Origin of the sequence: Kribbella sp. NPDC059898 (assembly GCF_042730855.1) — a bacterium.
Lineage (GTDB): Bacteria > Actinomycetota > Actinomycetes > Propionibacteriales > Kribbellaceae > Kribbella.
Window position 1 is genome coordinate 290317 of record NZ_JBHWKR010000010.1, and the last position, 16139, is coordinate 306455.

General features: G+C 69.4%; 15 protein-coding genes and 1 pseudogene. 7 read left to right on the top strand and 9 right to left on the bottom strand.

What is annotated here, in order from left to right:
• The first annotated feature begins 99 nt into the window (after positions 1–99).
• Positions 100–744, top strand: a complete 645-nt coding sequence (locus ACFV9C_RS29285; RefSeq protein ID WP_380198734.1) for a hypothetical protein — start codon at positions 100–102, stop codon at positions 742–744.
• On the opposite strand, the gene ACFV9C_RS29290 is transcribed toward ACFV9C_RS29285, so the two are convergent.
• Entirely contained in the window at positions 739–3255 is a 2517-nt protein-coding gene (locus ACFV9C_RS29290) for a polynucleotide kinase-phosphatase (RefSeq protein WP_380198735.1), read from the bottom strand. The two genes, ACFV9C_RS29285 and ACFV9C_RS29290, sit on opposite strands and share 6 nt — an antisense overlap.
• Entirely contained in the window at positions 3255–4763 is a 1509-nt protein-coding gene (locus ACFV9C_RS29295; RefSeq protein WP_380198737.1) for a 3' terminal RNA ribose 2'-O-methyltransferase Hen1, read from the bottom strand. Before ACFV9C_RS29295 ends, ACFV9C_RS29290 begins: the two co-directional genes overlap by 1 nt.
• 186 nt (positions 4764–4949) lie before the next feature.
• Between ACFV9C_RS29295 and ACFV9C_RS29300 the strand changes: the two genes are divergently transcribed.
• A complete protein-coding gene (locus ACFV9C_RS29300; protein ID WP_344198067.1) occupies positions 4950–5273 on the top strand; it encodes a hypothetical protein in 324 nt (107 codons plus the stop codon).
• A gap of 25 nt (positions 5274–5298) precedes the next feature.
• Here the strand turns inward: ACFV9C_RS29300 and folE are convergent, their stop codons facing one another.
• Positions 5299–5910, bottom strand: a complete 612-nt coding sequence (gene folE / locus ACFV9C_RS29305; protein WP_380198738.1) for a GTP cyclohydrolase I FolE — start codon at positions 5908–5910, stop codon at positions 5299–5301.
• Between the two features lie 74 nt (positions 5911–5984).
• Here folE and ACFV9C_RS29310 point away from each other — a divergent pair, with 74 nt between their 5' ends.
• Both ACFV9C_RS29310 and ybaK read left to right on the top strand, forming a co-directional pair.
• On the top strand, positions 5985–6665 hold the full coding sequence (locus tag ACFV9C_RS29310) for a helix-turn-helix transcriptional regulator (protein WP_380198739.1): 681 nt from the start codon (positions 5985–5987) through the stop codon (positions 6663–6665).
• Complete coding sequence (gene ybaK, locus ACFV9C_RS29315) at positions 6658–7146, top strand: Cys-tRNA(Pro) deacylase (protein ID WP_380198740.1); 489 nt, start codon at positions 6658–6660, stop codon at positions 7144–7146. The genes ACFV9C_RS29310 and ybaK overlap by 8 nt, the downstream gene beginning before the upstream one ends.
• On the opposite strand, the gene ACFV9C_RS29320 is transcribed toward ybaK, so the two are convergent.
• The 3 genes from ACFV9C_RS29320 to ACFV9C_RS29330 all read right to left on the bottom strand — a co-directional run bounded on the left by ACFV9C_RS29320 (position 7133) and on the right by ACFV9C_RS29330 (position 11792).
• On the bottom strand, positions 7133–8416 hold the full coding sequence (locus ACFV9C_RS29320) for a GH32 C-terminal domain-containing protein (RefSeq protein WP_380198741.1): 1284 nt from the start codon (positions 8414–8416) through the stop codon (positions 7133–7135). The genes ybaK and ACFV9C_RS29320 overlap by 14 nt on opposite strands.
• A 49-nt stretch (positions 8417–8465) precedes the next feature.
• Positions 8466–10571, bottom strand: a complete 2106-nt coding sequence (locus ACFV9C_RS29325) for a phosphocholine-specific phospholipase C (RefSeq protein WP_380198743.1) — start codon at positions 10569–10571, stop codon at positions 8466–8468.
• A gap of 141 nt (positions 10572–10712) precedes the next feature.
• Positions 10713–11792 carry a 3-deoxy-7-phosphoheptulonate synthase gene (locus ACFV9C_RS29330; protein ID WP_380198744.1) on the bottom strand — a complete coding sequence of 360 codons (1080 nt, stop codon included), beginning with the start codon at positions 11790–11792 and terminating at the stop codon, positions 10713–10715.
• 352 nt (positions 11793–12144) lie between these two features.
• On the opposite strand from ACFV9C_RS29330, the pseudogene ACFV9C_RS29335 reads away from it, so the two are divergent.
• The 3 genes and pseudogenes from ACFV9C_RS29335 to ACFV9C_RS29345 all read left to right on the top strand — a co-directional run.
• Positions 12145–12513, top strand: a pseudogene (locus ACFV9C_RS29335) (GNAT family N-acetyltransferase); the annotation flags it as partial.
• 443 nt (positions 12514–12956) lie between these two features.
• Positions 12957–13499: a histidine phosphatase family protein gene (locus ACFV9C_RS29340; RefSeq protein WP_380198745.1), complete on the top strand. Its 543-nt coding sequence runs from the start codon at positions 12957–12959 to the stop codon at positions 13497–13499.
• A gap of 262 nt (positions 13500–13761) precedes the next feature.
• Positions 13762–14055 (top strand): WhiB family transcriptional regulator, encoded by a 294-nt coding sequence (locus ACFV9C_RS29345; protein ID WP_134097793.1) that lies wholly within the window; start codon positions 13762–13764, stop codon positions 14053–14055.
• Positions 14056–14090: 35 nt separating this feature from the next.
• On the opposite strand, the gene ACFV9C_RS29350 is transcribed toward ACFV9C_RS29345, so the two are convergent.
• The 3 genes from ACFV9C_RS29350 to ACFV9C_RS29360 are packed head-to-tail and all read right to left on the bottom strand — an operon-like array spanning position 14091 to position 16130.
• A complete protein-coding gene (locus tag ACFV9C_RS29350) occupies positions 14091–14465 on the bottom strand; it encodes a PLD nuclease N-terminal domain-containing protein (protein WP_380198746.1) in 375 nt (124 codons plus the stop codon).
• A gap of 26 nt (positions 14466–14491) precedes the next feature.
• On the bottom strand, positions 14492–15370 hold the full coding sequence (locus ACFV9C_RS29355) for an ABC transporter permease (protein WP_380198747.1): 879 nt from the start codon (positions 15368–15370) through the stop codon (positions 14492–14494).
• Positions 15357–16130 carry an ABC transporter ATP-binding protein gene (locus ACFV9C_RS29360; protein ID WP_380198748.1) on the bottom strand — a complete coding sequence of 258 codons (774 nt, stop codon included), beginning with the start codon at positions 16128–16130 and terminating at the stop codon, positions 15357–15359. Before ACFV9C_RS29360 ends, ACFV9C_RS29355 begins: the two co-directional genes overlap by 14 nt.
• Between the last annotated feature and the right edge of the window lie 9 nt (positions 16131–16139).

Genomic DNA, 16139 nt, shown 5'->3' on the forward strand with positions numbered 1-16139 from the left:
CCTTAAGTGCAATGTCACACCTTGCCAACCCTTGACGGAAGACGTTTACACGCCGGAAACCAACCACGCGATGGACCCTTGAGCCGCCATCGTGTTCGGGTGAGCGCGCCCCGTATCAGCCTCCGCCGCCCGGCGGCGGGCAGACCCGCCGGCAACCTGTACCGCGTCACCGCCGCCGTCACCTTCGTGACGGTGCTGCTGTTCTGGTTGCTCGACGAGTTGCTCGCGACAACCGCTCCGGACCCCTGCGCGAACGTCCCCCGCGGAACCGTCTGCGCGCCTCCCCCGGCGCTCGACCGCTCCGACGGATCCCCCACCGGCCTGCAGCTGCTGCTGTGGACGATCGCCGTCGAAGTACTGGTCATCGCCTGCTACCTCGCGCTGGCGATCGTGCGCCGCACGATCGACGTCCGCGCGGCACTCCGCTGGTCACCGGCGGCGGTCATGCTCGTCGTACTCGCCGTCGGGGGATTCGGCTGGCTGTTCGGCAACACCTGGACCCTGAGCGGCACCGTCGGCGTCGGCTATCTCATCCTGTTCGCCTGCTGGCTGCTCACGCCACTCGTCCTGTACGACGTCTACCGCGGCGACCGTGCGGCCGTCGTCCCGGCCGCGATCGGCCTCGCCCCGACCGTGGTCCTGAACGCGGCCTTCCAGGAGTGGACCACGTCGCTGCCCGCCGTGATGCTCGTCATCGCACTCGCTACGGTCGCCTTCCTCCACCTCCGCCGGCAGCGGTCATAGCCGCGGGTCGACCGGCTCCGACTCCAGCGCCAGTACGGCGAAGACGCATTCGTGGATGCGCCACAGCGGCTCGGCCCGCGCCGCGCGCTCCAACGACTCCAGCCCGAGCGCGTACTCGCGGAGCGCCAGCGACCGCTTGTGACCGAGGTTCCGATCACGCAGCCGTTCGAAGTTCGCCGGATCGGTGTAGTCAGGCCCGTAGATCAGCCGCAGGTACTCCTGCCCACGCACCTTGAGCCCCGGCTGCGCGAGTCCCTTCGCCGTCCGGGTCAGGTTCGCTGCCGGCTTCACCACCATGCCCTCTCCCCCGGCACCGGTCAGTTCCTCCCACCACGCGACGCCCGCGTCCCAGTTACCGGCGTCGACGTAGAGCCGGCGCGTCGGCGTGATCAGTTCCGGGCCGGCGGCAACCATCCGATCTGCGAGGCCGAGATGCCAGCGGTGCGGCCGCTCCTGGAACGTCGCACCCTCGGACGCCAGCACCTGGAACGGCGCGAGCCGTACGCCGTCCAGCCCGTCCGTCGGCCAGCAGTACCGCCGGTACGCCGCCGTGAACCGCTCCGCGTTCGCCGTCCGGCGTTCCGCCGTGGCCAGCAACTCCCCCACGTCCAGCCCGGCCTCAACCGCGGACCGCAGCGCGGCGGTTGCGGCAGGCAACGAAGTACGCGCGGCCGCGCCGACCGCGGCGTACTGGTTCCGCAGCAGGTCCTCCGCCTTCGCGCTCCAGGGCAGCAGCTCCGCGTCGAGCAGCAGCCAGGATGTGTCCAGCTCTTCGAAGAGACCGGCAGCGGAGGCGACCGCGCGCAGTCGCAGCAGCAGCTCGTCTGTCAGCGCCGCACCGAAGAACGACCGCCCGGTCCGCGTGTGGATCGCCCCACGCCCGGCCAGTCCGAACCGCCGCTCAGCAACGTCGTCGTCCCGCGTCAGCAGTACGACGGCACGCGAGCCCATGTGCTTCTCCTCGCACACCAGTTCCGTGACGCCCTGCCCGCGGTACGTCTCGAACGCCTGCCGCGGGTGCTCCAGCAGCCCCGGCTCCGGCGATGTCGCGACCGGGCTCATCGTCGGCGGCAGGTAGAGCAGGAACCGCGGGTCGATCGCGAACCGGCTCATCACCTCCAGCGCCGCGCCGGCCTGCTCCGCGCGGACGCTCAGCCGGCCGTGCGACGCGGTCTCGATGACGCGGCGGCCGGTCACGTCGGTCAGCTCGAGTACGTCGGGTTCGCGCTCCGGAGCTGTTGCCACGTGCAACGGTTTCGCGGGCGCGTAGTACTCCTCGGCGGCCGGTACCGAGACCAGCTCCCGCTCCGGGTAGCGCAGCGCGGTGAGCGAGCCGCCGAACACGCAGCCGGTGTCCAGGCAGATCGTGTTGTTGATCCACTCCGGCTCGGGCGTCGGCGTGTGACCGTAGACGACCATCGCGCGACCGCGGTAGTCGTTCGCCCACGGACACCGCACGGGCAGCCCGAACTCGTCGGTCTCGCCGGTCGTCTCGCCGTACAGGCAGAACGAGCGGACGCGCCCCGACGTCCGGCCGTGCATCCGCTCGACCAGGCCGGCGTGCGAGACGACCAGGTTGCCGCCGTCGAACACGTAGTGCGAGATCACTCCGTCGATGAACGCCGCGACCTCGTCCCGGAACTCCTGCGGCTCGGCGGCGAGCTGCTCCAGGGTCGTTTCCAGGCCGTGGCTGATCTTCACGTTCTTGCCGCGGAGCACACGGAGCAGTTTGTCCTCGTGGTTGCCAGGGACGCAGTACGCGTTGCCAGCAGCAACCATTCCCATGACCAGGCGGAGGACGCCGGGGGTGTCGGGTCCGCGGTCGACGAGGTCGCCGACGAAGATCGCTCTGCGGTCGGGGTGTAGGGCGTCGACGGGACGGCCGGCGTCGTCGCGGGTCAGGGTGTAGCCGAGGTCGGTGAGCAGGCGCTCGAGTTCGGGGCGGCAGCCGTGGACGTCGCCGATGATGTCGAACGGGCCGGTCCGGTCGGTGAGGTCGTTGTACAGCCGGGTGCGTTCGATGCTGACGGCATCGATCTCTTCCACGCTGTTGAGGACGTGGACGGTGCGGAAGCCCTCGCGTTTGAGGCTGCGCAGGCCGCGTTTGAGCTGCGAGCGCTGGCGGACGATGACCTTGCTGCCGAACTGGCGGTCGGCGCGTTGCTCGTTGCGTTCGACGCAGACGCGCTCGGGTGGGTCGAGGACGATCGCGACCGGGAGTACGTCGTGTTCGCGGGCCAGGTTGACGAGTTCCTTGCGGGCGTCCGGCTGGACGTTGGTCGCGTCGATCACGGTCAGCCGACCGGCCGCCAGCCGCTTGCCCGCGATGAAGTGCAGGACTTCGAACGCGTCTTTGCTGGCGGCCTGGTCGTTCTCGTCGTCGGACACCAGCCCCCGGCAGAAGTCACTCGAGATCACCTCGGTCGGCCGGAAGTGCGTCCGCGCGAACGACGTCTTCCCGGACCCACTGGCCCCGACAAGCACCACCAGACACAGGCTGGGGATCTGCATCAGTTCACCACCTGTCGGCGGAAGAGAGCGAGTTGGGTGGGTGGGCCGACCCCTGGGTCGTCGGGGCCTACCGCGCGGAACTCGACCGTATAGCCGTAGCGGGTGGCGGTTTGCTGGGACCAGGTTCGGAATTCCGCGCGGGTCCACTCGAAGCGGTGGTCGGGGTGGCGGAAGGTGCCGGCCGGGAGGGACGGGAAGCGGATGTTGTACTCGCTGTTCGGGGTCGTGACGACGGCCGCCGCCGGGCGCGCGGCGTGGAAGACCGAGTGGGCGAGCGCGGGCAGGCGTGGTGGGTCGACGTGTTCGACGACCTCCATCAGTACGATGGCGTCCAGGCCGGCGAGGCGTTCGTCGGCGTACGTCACCGAGGACTGCAGGAAGGTCAGCCGGTCCCGCTGCCGGTCCGGCAGGTCGTCGTAGTGCAGCCGGCGTTTCGCCGCGAGCAGCGACCGCACCGACACGTCCGTCGCGATCAGCTCCCCGACCATCGGGTCCTTGAGCAGCTCGCCGACCAGCGCGCCCTCACCACAGCCGATGTCGGCGATCCGCCGCGCCCCGAGTTCCCGCAGTACGCCGGCCACCTCCGTACGACGCTCCACCGCGAGCGACACCACCCCCGCGGCGGACGCCCCCTCCGATCGCGCCCCGCCGTCCCCAGCCGGCGCCCCATCCAGGAGTGTGACGCCGTCCTCCTCGGTCGGCTCCTCCGTGAGCGCGAACCCGTCGACCTCGGCCAGCCGTTCCAGCGCGGCGTCGGCGAGGTACCGCCGGTGCGCGAGGTAGCGCCGCGAGATCAGCTCCTTCTCCGGATGCGCCGACAGCCACCCCTCGCCGGCCCGGACCAGCTTGTCGACCTCGTCCGGCCCGACCCAGTAGTGCTTCGCGTCGTCGAGCACCGGAAGCATCACGTACAGGTGGTTCAGCGCGTCGGCCAGCCGCAGTACGCCAGTCAGCCGCAGGTCGACGTACCGCGAATCACCCCACGCGGGGATCTCCGGGTCGAGCGGTACGGGGCGGGCGTCGACGGTCCACCCGAGCGGCGCGAACAACCGCTCCGCGAGGTCGGCGCCGCCGTTGCAGGGCAGCGCCGGTACGTGGACGTCGAGCGGGATCGCCCGCGCGGCGAGTTCGGGGCGGGCGTCGCAGCGGCCGTTCATCGCCGTACGGAAGAGTTTTCCGAGCGCGACCGCGAGCAGGCTGGAGGCGGCGTACGGACGGTCGTTCACGTACTGGCCGAGCGTGAAACCCTCGGTCGCCTTGCCGCGGCCGGCCTTCACCAGGCCGATCGGGTCGATCTCCAGCAGCACCGCCGCCGTACAGCGATCGGCAGTGGCCTCCGGGTAGAACACGTGGGCCGAACCGCCGGTGACGTCGATCGCCTGCGGCCGCGCCGGGTTCTTGTGCAACAGGAACCCGAAATCGCTCGCAGGGGCGTCCACTCCGGAAAGATCGGTACCAAGTGTCAGGAACACCCGACGTATTCGATCATGTGTCGCGGATCGAGACACGCGGTTCAGGGTCTGGCGTGTTCAGGCGGTTTGGATCTAGCTTGAGAACAGAAGATGAGTCGCTACAGACCGTCCTTCCCCGCTGACACTCTGTACACGTCCCCGGTTTGTGGCGAGAGCCCACCCACGCCACCACTACGGGGAAAGGATCATGGCAGCTCTCACACGCCACACGGGGTGTCGCCGGTGAAACCCCAGACGTTCGAACTCGTCCGTTACGCCGACATCAGCGGGGTCTCCGGAACCGGCGTCGTCGCCGAAGGGTGTGTCTTCACCGACGGCTCGGTCGCCCTGCGCTGGCACGGCGCGAACCCCTCGACGGCCGTCTGGCCGGACCTGGACTCCATCCTCGCCGTGCACGGCCACCACGGCGCCACCGTCGTCCGCTGGCTGGACGTCTCCGAGATGGAACCCGTCCCGGGCACCGACCTGCTGCCCGGCGAGGTCGCCCACATCCTCGCCACCGGCCGCCGCACCCACCACAACACGCCGGCCGCCGCCTCGGCCTGACGCACTGGATCTTCGGACTGGCCGCCTACGGGGTGAGGCCGGTCAGGGCGAAGAACTCGGCGCGGGAGCTGGGGTTCTCGCGCAGGGTGCCATGCAGGGATGACGTGACGGTACGCGAGCCGGCCGCCCGGACGCCGCGCAACGACATGCACTGGTGCTCGGCCTCGATCACCACGCCGACGCCCTTCGGGTCCAGGTGGTCCTGCAGCCAGTCCGCGACCTGCTTGGTCAGCCGCTCCTGCACCTGGAAGTCGCGCGCGAAGAGTTCCACCACGCGGGCCAGCTTCGACAGCCCGAGGATGCGGTCGCCGGGCAGGTAACCGACGTGCGCCACGCCCTGGAACGGCAGCAGGTGGTGCTCGCACAACGACTGCACCGGGATGTCCTTGGCGAGGACGAGTTCGTCGTACCCCTCGTCGTTCGGGAACGTGGTGAGCTCGAACTCCCGCGGCGTGAGCATTTCGGCGTACGCGTTCGCGACCCGGCGCGGGGTGTCCGCGAGGTGCGCGCTCCGCGGATCGCGCCCGAGCGCGGTCAGCAGGTCCGCGACGGCACGCTGCGCGGCCGGCAGGTCGATCTGCTCCCGGCGGGCAACGATATGGAGGGGGACGGACTCGAGGTCGGCCGAGATCGCCATCTGCACTCTCCTGAGGTATCAGCGAACTGCCATCATACTGTTTGATCAACCGAAGTTGTCGATAGAATCATTCCGTGGACACCTCGCGCGATGCCGCCGTCCAGGCGGTCGCCGTACTCGAGGAGCCGACCCGGCGCCGGCTCTACGAGTACGTCGTCGCGCACGCCGAGCCGGTCAGCCGCGACGACGCCGCGACCGCGCTCGGGATCCCGCGGACGACGGCCGCGTTCCACCTGGATCGGCTGACCGACGAGGGCCTGCTCGAGACGTGCTACGAGCGGCGTACCGGTCGCACCGGTCCGGGCGCGGGGCGGCCCGCGAAGCTGTACCACCGCTCCGACCACGAGATCGAGATCAGCCTCCCCGAACGCCAGTACGCCGTCGCCGGCCAACTCCTGGCGGCCGCGATCCAGGACGCGGAATCCGGCACCATCACCCCCCGGGAAGCCGCGAACCGCCGAGCCCACGCCTACGGTGAGGAACTCGCCCAGGCCGCCGCGGACGGTGATGGGGTTGATGTTCTGGTGGGGGTGCTCGAGGGCGCTGGGTTCGAGCCTCGGGTGGAAGAAGACGGGATCGCGCTGGTGAACTGTCCGTTCCGGCGGTTGGCCAAGGAGCATCCTCGGTTGGTCTGTGGGATGAATCTGCATCTCGTGGCCGGGGTTGTCGCGGGGCTGGAAGTCGGGTACCAGGCGGAGCTCGCACCCATGCCGGGGCATTGCTGTGTGCGTCTCGTACAGTCGACCCGTGGCTAAGGCGAAGCAGAGCCAAGGGACGCCGGCGACAGTCGCGTTGACCAAGGCGAAGGTCGAGTTCACGACGCACGCGTACGAGCACGACCCGGCGGCGAAGTCGTACGGGCTGGAGGCCGCGGAGGCGCTCGGGCTGGATCCGGAGCAGGTGTTCAAGACGCTGCTCGTCGAGGTGGACGGCAAGCTCACGGTCGGCGTCGTACCGGTCGGCAAGCAGCTCGATCTGAAGGCGATCGCGGCCGCGGCCGGTGGGAAGAAGGCCGTGATGGCCGACCCGGCCGCCGCCGAACGCAGCACCGGGTACGTCGTCGGCGGGATCAGCCCGATCGGCCAGAAGCGCGCCCTGCCCACGGTCGTCGACGCCACCGCCGCCGACCACCCGACCGTCTACGTGTCGGGCGGCCGGCGCGGCCTCGACATCGGCCTCTCCCCCGCCGACCTGATCACGGTGACGAGGGCACGGACGGCGGCTATCGCCAGATAGACCCGAGCTGGTGGACCGCCAACTGGTCGACGACCACCCGCCCTTCGGCGATCAGCTCCAGGTCGGTGGGACGAACGTTGTAGCTCTGGTAGACCGCACCGTCGTTCCCGAACACGTCCAGCTGATCGCGATCGACCAGTAGGCGCAGCTTGATCCGGCCGTCGGTCGCCCGCAGCGTGGCGCCGTCCAGCGTCTGCTCCGCCACGTCGTACGTCACCTCACGCCCCACCTTCAGCGTGACCCGCCTCGCCTGGCTGACGTCGACGACGGCCTCCAGCTCGTAGGTGCTGCCGGTCGCGAGCTGCCGCGTACCGTCCTCGACCACCAGGTCCTGCTGAATCTCCGTCGCCACGCGCAGTGAGGCGAGTTCGGCGATCGGAGTGCAGACGATCTGCAATCCGTCGATCGTCTCCGCCAGCCGCAACTCGACCGGAAACGACGCGTTGCCCGTCCACACCGCCCCCTTGTTCTCCCCCTGCCACGCCATCGACACGATCCGCTGGTCCGGCAGATTCTCGAACGTCAACCCCGCGTAGTACCCGCTCCCCGCGAAGGTCTTCGTCTGGTTGAGCTTCCGCGGCACAGTCCAGTCACTCGTGTACGTCGTACCGTCCCAATCGCCGACGTAGTACTCGCCGCTCCCCGCGTGCAGCACCCACCGGTACCCGCCCTCGACCGGCATCCGGATCAGGTTCGGGCACTCGAACAACCAGTCCGCGCGGTACCGCGACGCGAACGTCCAGTCGAGCAGGTTGAGCGACGTGTAGAAGTCCGCCCCGTTCCCGCCCTCGTCCGACCACACGACCATGCCCCACGTCTCCGTCACCGGATCCCGGAACACCTTCGGATCCCGGCTCGTGCCGCCGGGCGTGACGACCGCCTTCCCTCCGGCGTACGCCGTGAACGTGTTGCCGCCGTCCAGGCTGTAGAAGACCGTGGCGCCGTTCGTCCCGGAGTACACGACGATCGGGTCCTCGTCGCCGTTCTTCAGGCCGCTCGTGTTCGCCAGGTCGACCACGCCGCCGCCGGACCACAGGTCGCCCGGATGCACCTTCGGATCCAGCGCCACCGGGCCTTGTTCCCAGTGCACGAGGTCGGTGCTGGTCGCGTGTCCCCAGTGCATCGTGTCCCACACCAGGCTGTCCGGGGCGTGCTGGAAGTAGAGGTGATAGATACCGCGGTAGTACAGCGGCGCATTCACGTCGTTCATCCAGCCCCGCCGGCTACTGAAGTGGAACTGGCCCCGGTTGTCTTCGTCGTAGTCCTCCATAGGCAATCAGATTGCCTGTGGAGGACTGCCCTCGCGAGTTCGGCGCGTGTCAGCCGGTGAGGCCGGGTTTGCCTGTTTCCAGGTGGCCGGTGAGGCGGCGGCGGTACGTCGGGTCGTCGGGGGTGGTCACCTCGACGTCGTACCAGCCGTGGTCGGTCGGCCAGAACAGTGGGCAGGACTGTTTGCCGCGCAGCTCGAGTGTCGTGGCCTTCTCGGTGTAGTCGCGGGCCTTGAGCTTGACCGTGAGCTGCTTGCGGGAGGTGTTGACCAGGTGGATCTGCAGCGCGCCGGCCCGGTTCTCGATGCGTACGTCGAGGCCTGCTGCCACGCCGGCGGACGAACCGGCCACTTCCACCCAGAAACGGTTCGGGCCTTGGACCGCGAGTTCGAACGGGCCGTCGACGGGGATCTCCACCAGTGTGGGTGTGTCGCCCGGCGTTCGAGCGGTTGCCTCGTGGTGTACGTCGTAGTGGGTCGGCGCCGGGAGCTCGCCGCCGTACGGGTAGACGGTGAAGTGCGCCGACTGCGCACCGTGGTTGCTGAGGGCAAGCATCAACTTGCCGTCGGCCACCGAACCCGAAACCGACGGCCCGTAAGGAAGTGCGCGGGCCGAGCGGCGGCCGGTCTCCTGCACGGGGAGTGCCTGGTCGGCCGGCGGCGACGGGTGCCAGCGGTCGATCGGCGCCGGCACCGGGCCGGGCTTCTCGACCGAGGGCTGCGGGTAGCCGCGGTCGAAGTCGAACGTCGACGTCAGGTCACCGCAGGCCGTCCGGCGCCAGGTGCTGATGTTCGGCTCCCGGACGCCGGTCCACTCCTCGAGGAACCGCAGTACCGACGTGTGGTCGAAGACCTGCGAGTTCACGTGCCCGCCGACCGTCCACGGGGAGACGACCGTCATCGGGACCCGCGGGCCGAGGCCGATCGGCCGGCCGGCGTACCAGTCGTCGCTGCCGGCCGAGCCGGGCCGCGGCGCGACCGGCGGCGGTACGTGGTCGAAGTACCCGTCGTTCTCGTCGAAGTTCACGAACAGCACGGTGTTCGACCAGGTCTCCGGGTCGGCGGCGATCGCGTCCAGAACGTCGTAGATCAGGTTCGCGCTGGCGACTGGGGTGGACGCGTCGGGGTGCTCGGAGTCGACCGACGACGGAACCAGCCAGCTCACCTGCGGCAGCGTGCCGGCCCTGATGTCGGCGCGCAGCCGCGGCACCAGCGACTCCGGTTCGGAGCGGTACATCGCCTTGCGGAACAGCTTCTGCTCCGCGGCCGGCAGCTCGTCGACCGCAGCCGTCAACTGCTGCAGCGCGACGGCCCGCTCGGCCTCGCTCTTCGCGAAGAGCTTGTCGTAGAACTCCTCGGTGGTCCGGTAGCCGCCCGGTACGTGCGCGAGGATCTTGTGCCCGACGTCCTTGAAGGTCTTGAAGTACTCGACCGCGTTGTCGGTGAAGTTGTCCCACTCCTGGTAGATCTGCCAGGAGACGCCGGCCTTCTCCAGCCGTTCCGGGTACGTCGTCCACTCGTAGCCGGCGTGGTCGTAGTCGTACGCCGCGTTCGTGACCGCGCGTTCCGTCGTACCGGGCTCGTAGCCGACCGTGCCGGACCAGAGGTAGGTCCGGTTCGGATTGGTGGAGCCGTTGATCGAGCAGTGGTACGCGTCGCAGATCGTGAACGTCTCGGCGAGCTCGTACTGCAGCGGGATGTCCTGGCGCTCGTAGTGGGTCATCGTGGCGGCGGTCTTCGCCTGGATCCAGTCGTCGTTCCAGCCTCCGGCCCAGGCCTGGGTCGCGTCGCCGAAACCGTGCGCCAGCGCGCCGAGGTACTGGATGTCGTCCGGGCCACGGCCCGCGTCCGCGGCGGCCTTTCGCAGAGCGAACGGGAGGACCTCGCCGCCGCCCGACATCGGCTGGTGGAAGATGCTCTTGCCGTTGCGAAGGCGCAGCGGGCGGCGGTCGCCGTAGCCGCGGACGCCGCGGAGCGTGCCGAAGTAGTGGTCGAACGAGCGGTTCTCCTGCATCAGCACGATCACGTGCTCGATCGCGCGCAGCCCGCCACGCCGGACGGGTTGCGCCATCGCGGTGTGCAGCGACGGTGGGAGCAGCGAGACCGCCGTCCCACCCGCCACCGAACCGAGCACCAGGCGCCGGGAGATTTCAGTCATGGCCGGGACCCTAAAGGCAACCTGTATCCACCGCTAGACACGAAGGTGAACACTGCCCGCCCCTCGCTTCGCTCGGGGCGGGGGGTGGAATGAGCCCGCGCTTCGCTTGGGGCGGGGGCGGAATGAGCCCGACCCGAGCAGCTAGCCCCGGCGGGTGACTGCTGCGTCTCTGAGGGATTGGAGGACAGTTTCGGTTGTGTCCCAGCCCATGCACGCGTCGGTGATCGACTGGCCGTAGGTGAGTTTCCGGGTGGGGTCGAGGTCCTGGCGGCCCTCCTGGAGGAACGACTCCAGCATCACGCCGACGATCGCCTTGTTGCCGGCCGCGACCTGCGCGCCGATCTCACCCGCCGCCACCGGCTGCCGCTTGTGGTCCTTGCGGCTGTTGCCGTGGCTCGCGTCGACGACCACCCGCTCGGGCAGCCCGCCCTTGCGGAGCAGTTCGACGGCGCCGGCGACCGAGTCCGCGTCGTAGTTCGGCCCGCTGTCCGAGCCACGCAGTACGAGATGGCAGTCCGGGTTGCCGCGGGTGTGCAGGATGGCCGGCGCGCCGTCGTGGTCGATGCCGGTGAAGACGTGCGGTACGGCGGCCGCCTTGATCGCGTCGACCGCGGTGGCGATCGAGCCGTCGGGGCGGTTCTTCATCCCGATCGGCATAGACAGGCCGGACGAGAGCTGCCGGTGCACCTGGCTCTCGACGGTCCGCGCACCGATCGCGCCCCATCCGACGGTGTCGGCGATGTACTGCGGGGTGATCGGGTCGAGGAACTCGCAGCCGACCGGCAGGCCGAGCTCGGTGACCTGGACGAGCAGCTTGCGGGCGATCCGCAGCCCGCGGTTCACGTCGCCGGAGCCGTCCAGCCCCGGGTCGTTGATCAGGCCCTTCCAGCCGAGGGTCGAGCGCGGCTTCTCGAAGTACACCCGCATCACGACCAGCAGGCCGTCGGACAGCCGCTCCGCGATCGGCGCGAGGCGTTCGGCGTACTCGAGGGCCGCGTCGGCGTCGTGCACGGAGCACGGGCCGACGACGACCAGCAGCCGGTCGTCGGTGCCGTTCAGTACGTCGGTCACCGCCTGGCGGCCGGCGGCGACGGTACGGGCGAGCTCGTCACCGAGCGGGAACTCGTCGTGCAACGCCTGCGGGGTGACCAACGGGACGGTCTTCTCGATCCGTCGGTCGACGACGCGGGTCTGCTCGCCCGGTTTCGGCAGGGTGTTCATGATGGGGACCTTTCCGCCGGTCCGCTCGCGTTGCAGCGCAGTCAGCCGGCTGGAGATACGAGAAAAGGCAAGGACGGTCGTCCTTGCCTTCGTGCCGGCTCTGGTGTCTGCGGTGGGCGTCAGCGATCGGCTGAGTCGCCCGGCACCAAGGCCGGCCACTCAAAAAATCGCCAATAGCTGCGCTTCACACCAAGGACAATAGCACCCATGAACATCCGTACCACCCACCGAGACGAACTCCCCGCCCTCCAGGACCTCGAACTCGCCGCCGGCGTGCTGTTCCGGGAGATCGGGATGACCGACGTCGCGGAACACCCGCCGCCCGCGCTGGAGGTGTTCGAGGGCGCGCGCCGACGGGCGGCTCTGGGTGGCGGCCGACGCGGCGGACCGGCCGGTCGGGTTCGTGCTCGTCGAACTGGTCGACGACGGCGTGCACATCGAGCAGGTCAGCGTGCGCCCGGAGCAGCAGGGGCACGGGATCGGGCGGCGGTTGATCGGGTACGTCGACACGTGGGCGGCCGGACGCGGATACCAGCTACTGACGTTGAGCACGTTCCGGCACGTGCCGTGGAACGGGCCGTACTACGCGCGGCTGGGTTTCGAGGAACTTCCGGACGAGGCGTTGACGCCGGGGCTGGTGCGGATCCGGGCGGCGGAGACGGCGTTCGGGCTCGACCCGGTGGAGCGGATGTTCATGGTGCGGAAAGTTGCCGGGCAGTAACCACCTGCGTTCGGTTTCGTTGACTGCTGCAAGACGGGTCGAGACAGCGGGGAGTTGCAACAGGTGGTGAGGCCGCGGACCTTCGAGCTGGTTCGGTACCGGGATCCCAGTGGTGTGTCGGGGACGGGTGTGGTGGCGGAAGGGTGTGAGTTCACCGACGGTTCGGTGGCCCTGCGCTGGCGCGGTGACAACCCGGCGACAGCCGTCTGGCCGAACGTCGAGTCCATCCTGGCCGTGCACGGTCACCAGGGCGCGACGGAGATCCGCTGGATCGACGCTCCGAGGCCGCCGGGCAACCTGTTCGAGGAACTCCATCGGGTCCAGTCCGCGAACGCAGTCCCAGATCCGCTCACGCCGCCGCCCGGCCACCCTCGTGGATGGGCGGGGGCCCGACATCTGAGGTAGAACGTGGCCGTGATCCAGATCCACCAGAGGCAGCGCCCATGCCCGTGACGCAGCTCTACCTGGTCCGGCACGGTGAGCCGGACTACGCGCCGATCGACTCCCGCGGCTGGCCGGGGATGGCGGCCGACTCCGCGCCGCTCACCGCCGTCGGGATGAAGCAGGCCGAGGACCTCGCGGACCTGCTGTCCGGCATCCGCGCGACGTACCTGGTCAGCTCGCCGTTCACCCGGGCCCTGCACAGCGCCGCGATCATCGGCCACCGGCTCGCGCTCGGCGTCAAGGTCGACCACGAACTCCGCGACTGGCTGCCGGACCACACCGGCCTCTGGCGCAGCGCCGCCGACGTCCGCGCCGCGCAGGCCGAGTTCGAGGCGTACGACGGTGAGTGGCCGGAAGGCATCCAGCGCCCGTGGGAGCCGCTGTCCCGGGTCCGCGAACGCGCCCTCGACGCCCTCGCCCGGCACACCGCCAGCACCGACGGACCGGTACTCGTCGTCACGCACGCGACCGTGATCCGGGCCTTGACCGGCGCGAAGGACCTCGCGCACGGAGCCCACGAGTACTACCGCTACGAGGCCTGAAAACCCCGCCTGAAACGGCGCCTGGGCATCTGCACGTGCAGACGACTTTGCACCGATAAAGTGACCTATGTCACATCTCTTGATGACGTGAACACGCTTTCCGCCTGAAAACCGCCGATTACGGCCCGCGACGGGCCCGTGTTGGCTCGCCGCGATAACGATGCGCCCGAACTTCGAGACAACAAGGGTTGAACTACGTAAGAGATGAGCATAGTTTTCACCGAGCGCCCGTCCGCGCTCACGGTGAGTCAAGGAGGTTGCCATGTCGAGAGGGATGCCTCGCCTGCCCCGCCCGCTCATGGATCTGTGGGATTGGCAGTCGCAAGCCGCATGCCGGGACGTCAACCCGGAGCTCTTCTTCTCACCCGAATCGGAGCGTGGCGTTCGCAAACGCGCTCGCGAGATGGTGGCCAAGTCGCTCTGCGGCACCTGCCCGGTCCAGCCCGAGTGCCGGCAGCACGCGCTGTCGGTCGGTGAGCCGTACGGCGTCTGGGGCGGCACCACGGAGTCCGAGCGCGACAACACCGTCCTGCCCGAGCACCGGAAGTCCGCCTAACCCCCTCCTCGCCGAGACTGTGAGGCCTGTGAAAATCAGGCCTTACCGTCGTCTGCGTCGGTGTCCGGGTCGACGTCCTTGGGCTTCTCCTCGGGCTCCGGCGGCTGCACGGTCGTCCGCGGGTCCCGGTAGCGGTCCAGCGACTTGAGGAAGTCCGGATCGTCGTCGGGCGCCATCGGCCGCGCGGCCGGTGGCGACGCGGGCCGTCGTACGGCGGCCTCCGGACTGCTGACCTGGGCACGGGACATCAGCAGCCAGACGATCGGCCCGGCGAACGGGACGAACACGATCAGGATGATCCACACCAGCTTCGGCAGGTGCGGCACGTCCTCGTCGGGCGTCTGGATGCAGGAGAACAGCGCGTACACGGTCAGTACGAGGCTGATCAGGAACGGCAGGAATCGAACCACGGTCCAACAGTACGGCCCGTGGTGTCTCAGCGTGCGGAAGCGGTGAGTCCCCGCGCGCGGAGGACGCTGTTCTCGAGCGGCCGGAAGACGAGCAGTTCGATGCCGACGCCGACCACGAAGATCAGCACGATGCCGGCGAACACCATCGAGATGTCGGACAGCGACATGCCGTTGTGCAGGAACTGGCCGAGGCCCTCGCCGAGCTCCGGCGAGGTCGCGATCAGTTCCGCCGCCATCAGCGAACGCCACGAGAACGCCCAGCCCTGCTTGAGTCCGCCGAGGAACCCGGGCAGCGCGGCGGGCAGCAGGATGTACCGGATGCCGCCCCAGCGCCCGGCGCCGAGGGCCTTGCCGACCCGCGGCAGGATCGGCGGCACCTGGTCGAGCCCGGACACCAGCCCGTTCGCGATCGACGGCACCGCGCCGAGCAGCACGACCCAGTAGATCGCCCGGTCGTTGATCCCGAACCACAGGATCGCGGCCGGTACCCAGGCCACCGACGGCAGGCTCTGCAGTCCGGAGACGAGCGGCCCGATGCCACGGCGTACCACCTGCAGGTTCGCGATCGCGAGCCCGAGCGGTACGGCAATCAGCAGCGAGAACGCGAACCCGATCACGGCCCGGTGCACGGACACCCAGAACAGCCCGAGGATGTCGCCGCTGGACAGGAGCTGCCAGATCTGGCTCCACACCGCGGCCGGCGCGGGCAGCTTGTACTCGGGCCAGAACGCCGCCGCCCACAACGCCTGCCAGATCGCCACGAACACGACCACCGCGCCGACCGGCGGGAGGACGCGGGCTGCGATCCGGCGGAGCCGTGAACCCTCGACCGCGTGGACCGGTGTGTCGAGCGCGTCGAGGCCCGCCTCGACCGCGTCCTCCTCGTGCAGGTCAAGCTGCGGCATGGCTGCTGATCACCTTTCGCAGCGCGGTGTTGATCTCGTCGACCGCCTCGGGCGTGTCCTCGACGTCCCATTCGCGGACCACACGCCCGGGCCGCGACGAGAGGAGTACGACGCGTTGCCCGAGCCGTACGGCCTCGCGGACGTCGTGCGTGACGAACAGGATCGCCGTACCGGTGGCGCGCCAGATGCGCAGCAGTTCGCCCTGCAGGACGTCGCGCGTGATCGCGTCCAGCGCGGAGAACGGCTCGTCCATTAGCAGCAATGACGGCTTGCCCGCGTCCGCACTGTCGGTGGTCGAGGCGAGCGCACGGGCGAGAGCGACTCGTTGCCGCATGCCACCGGACAGCTCGTGCGGGCGCTTGTCCCCAAGACCCTTGAGTCGTACGAGTTCCAGCAGCTCGGCTGCCTTCGCGCGCCGCTGCGCCTTCGGTACGCCCGCCATCCGGAGCGGAAGCTCGACGTTCCCGGCCGCGGTCAGCCACGGCATCAGGGCGGCCTCCTGGAACACGACGGCCGGTCGCGACGAGTTCAGCTCGATCGTCCCGGCCGTCGGCCGGTCGAGTCCGGCGACCAGGTTCAGCAGCGTGGACTTGCCGCACCCGGACGCGCCGAGCAGGCAGACGAACTCGCCGCCGCGCACCTCGAGGTCGACGCCGTCCAGCGCGACCACCGCCTTGCGGCCGCTGCCGAACGCCTTGCCCACTTGGTGAAACCGCACCGGGCTGAGCTGCTCCGGCGGCGCGTCCAGAATCACGGTCATGTCCCCACT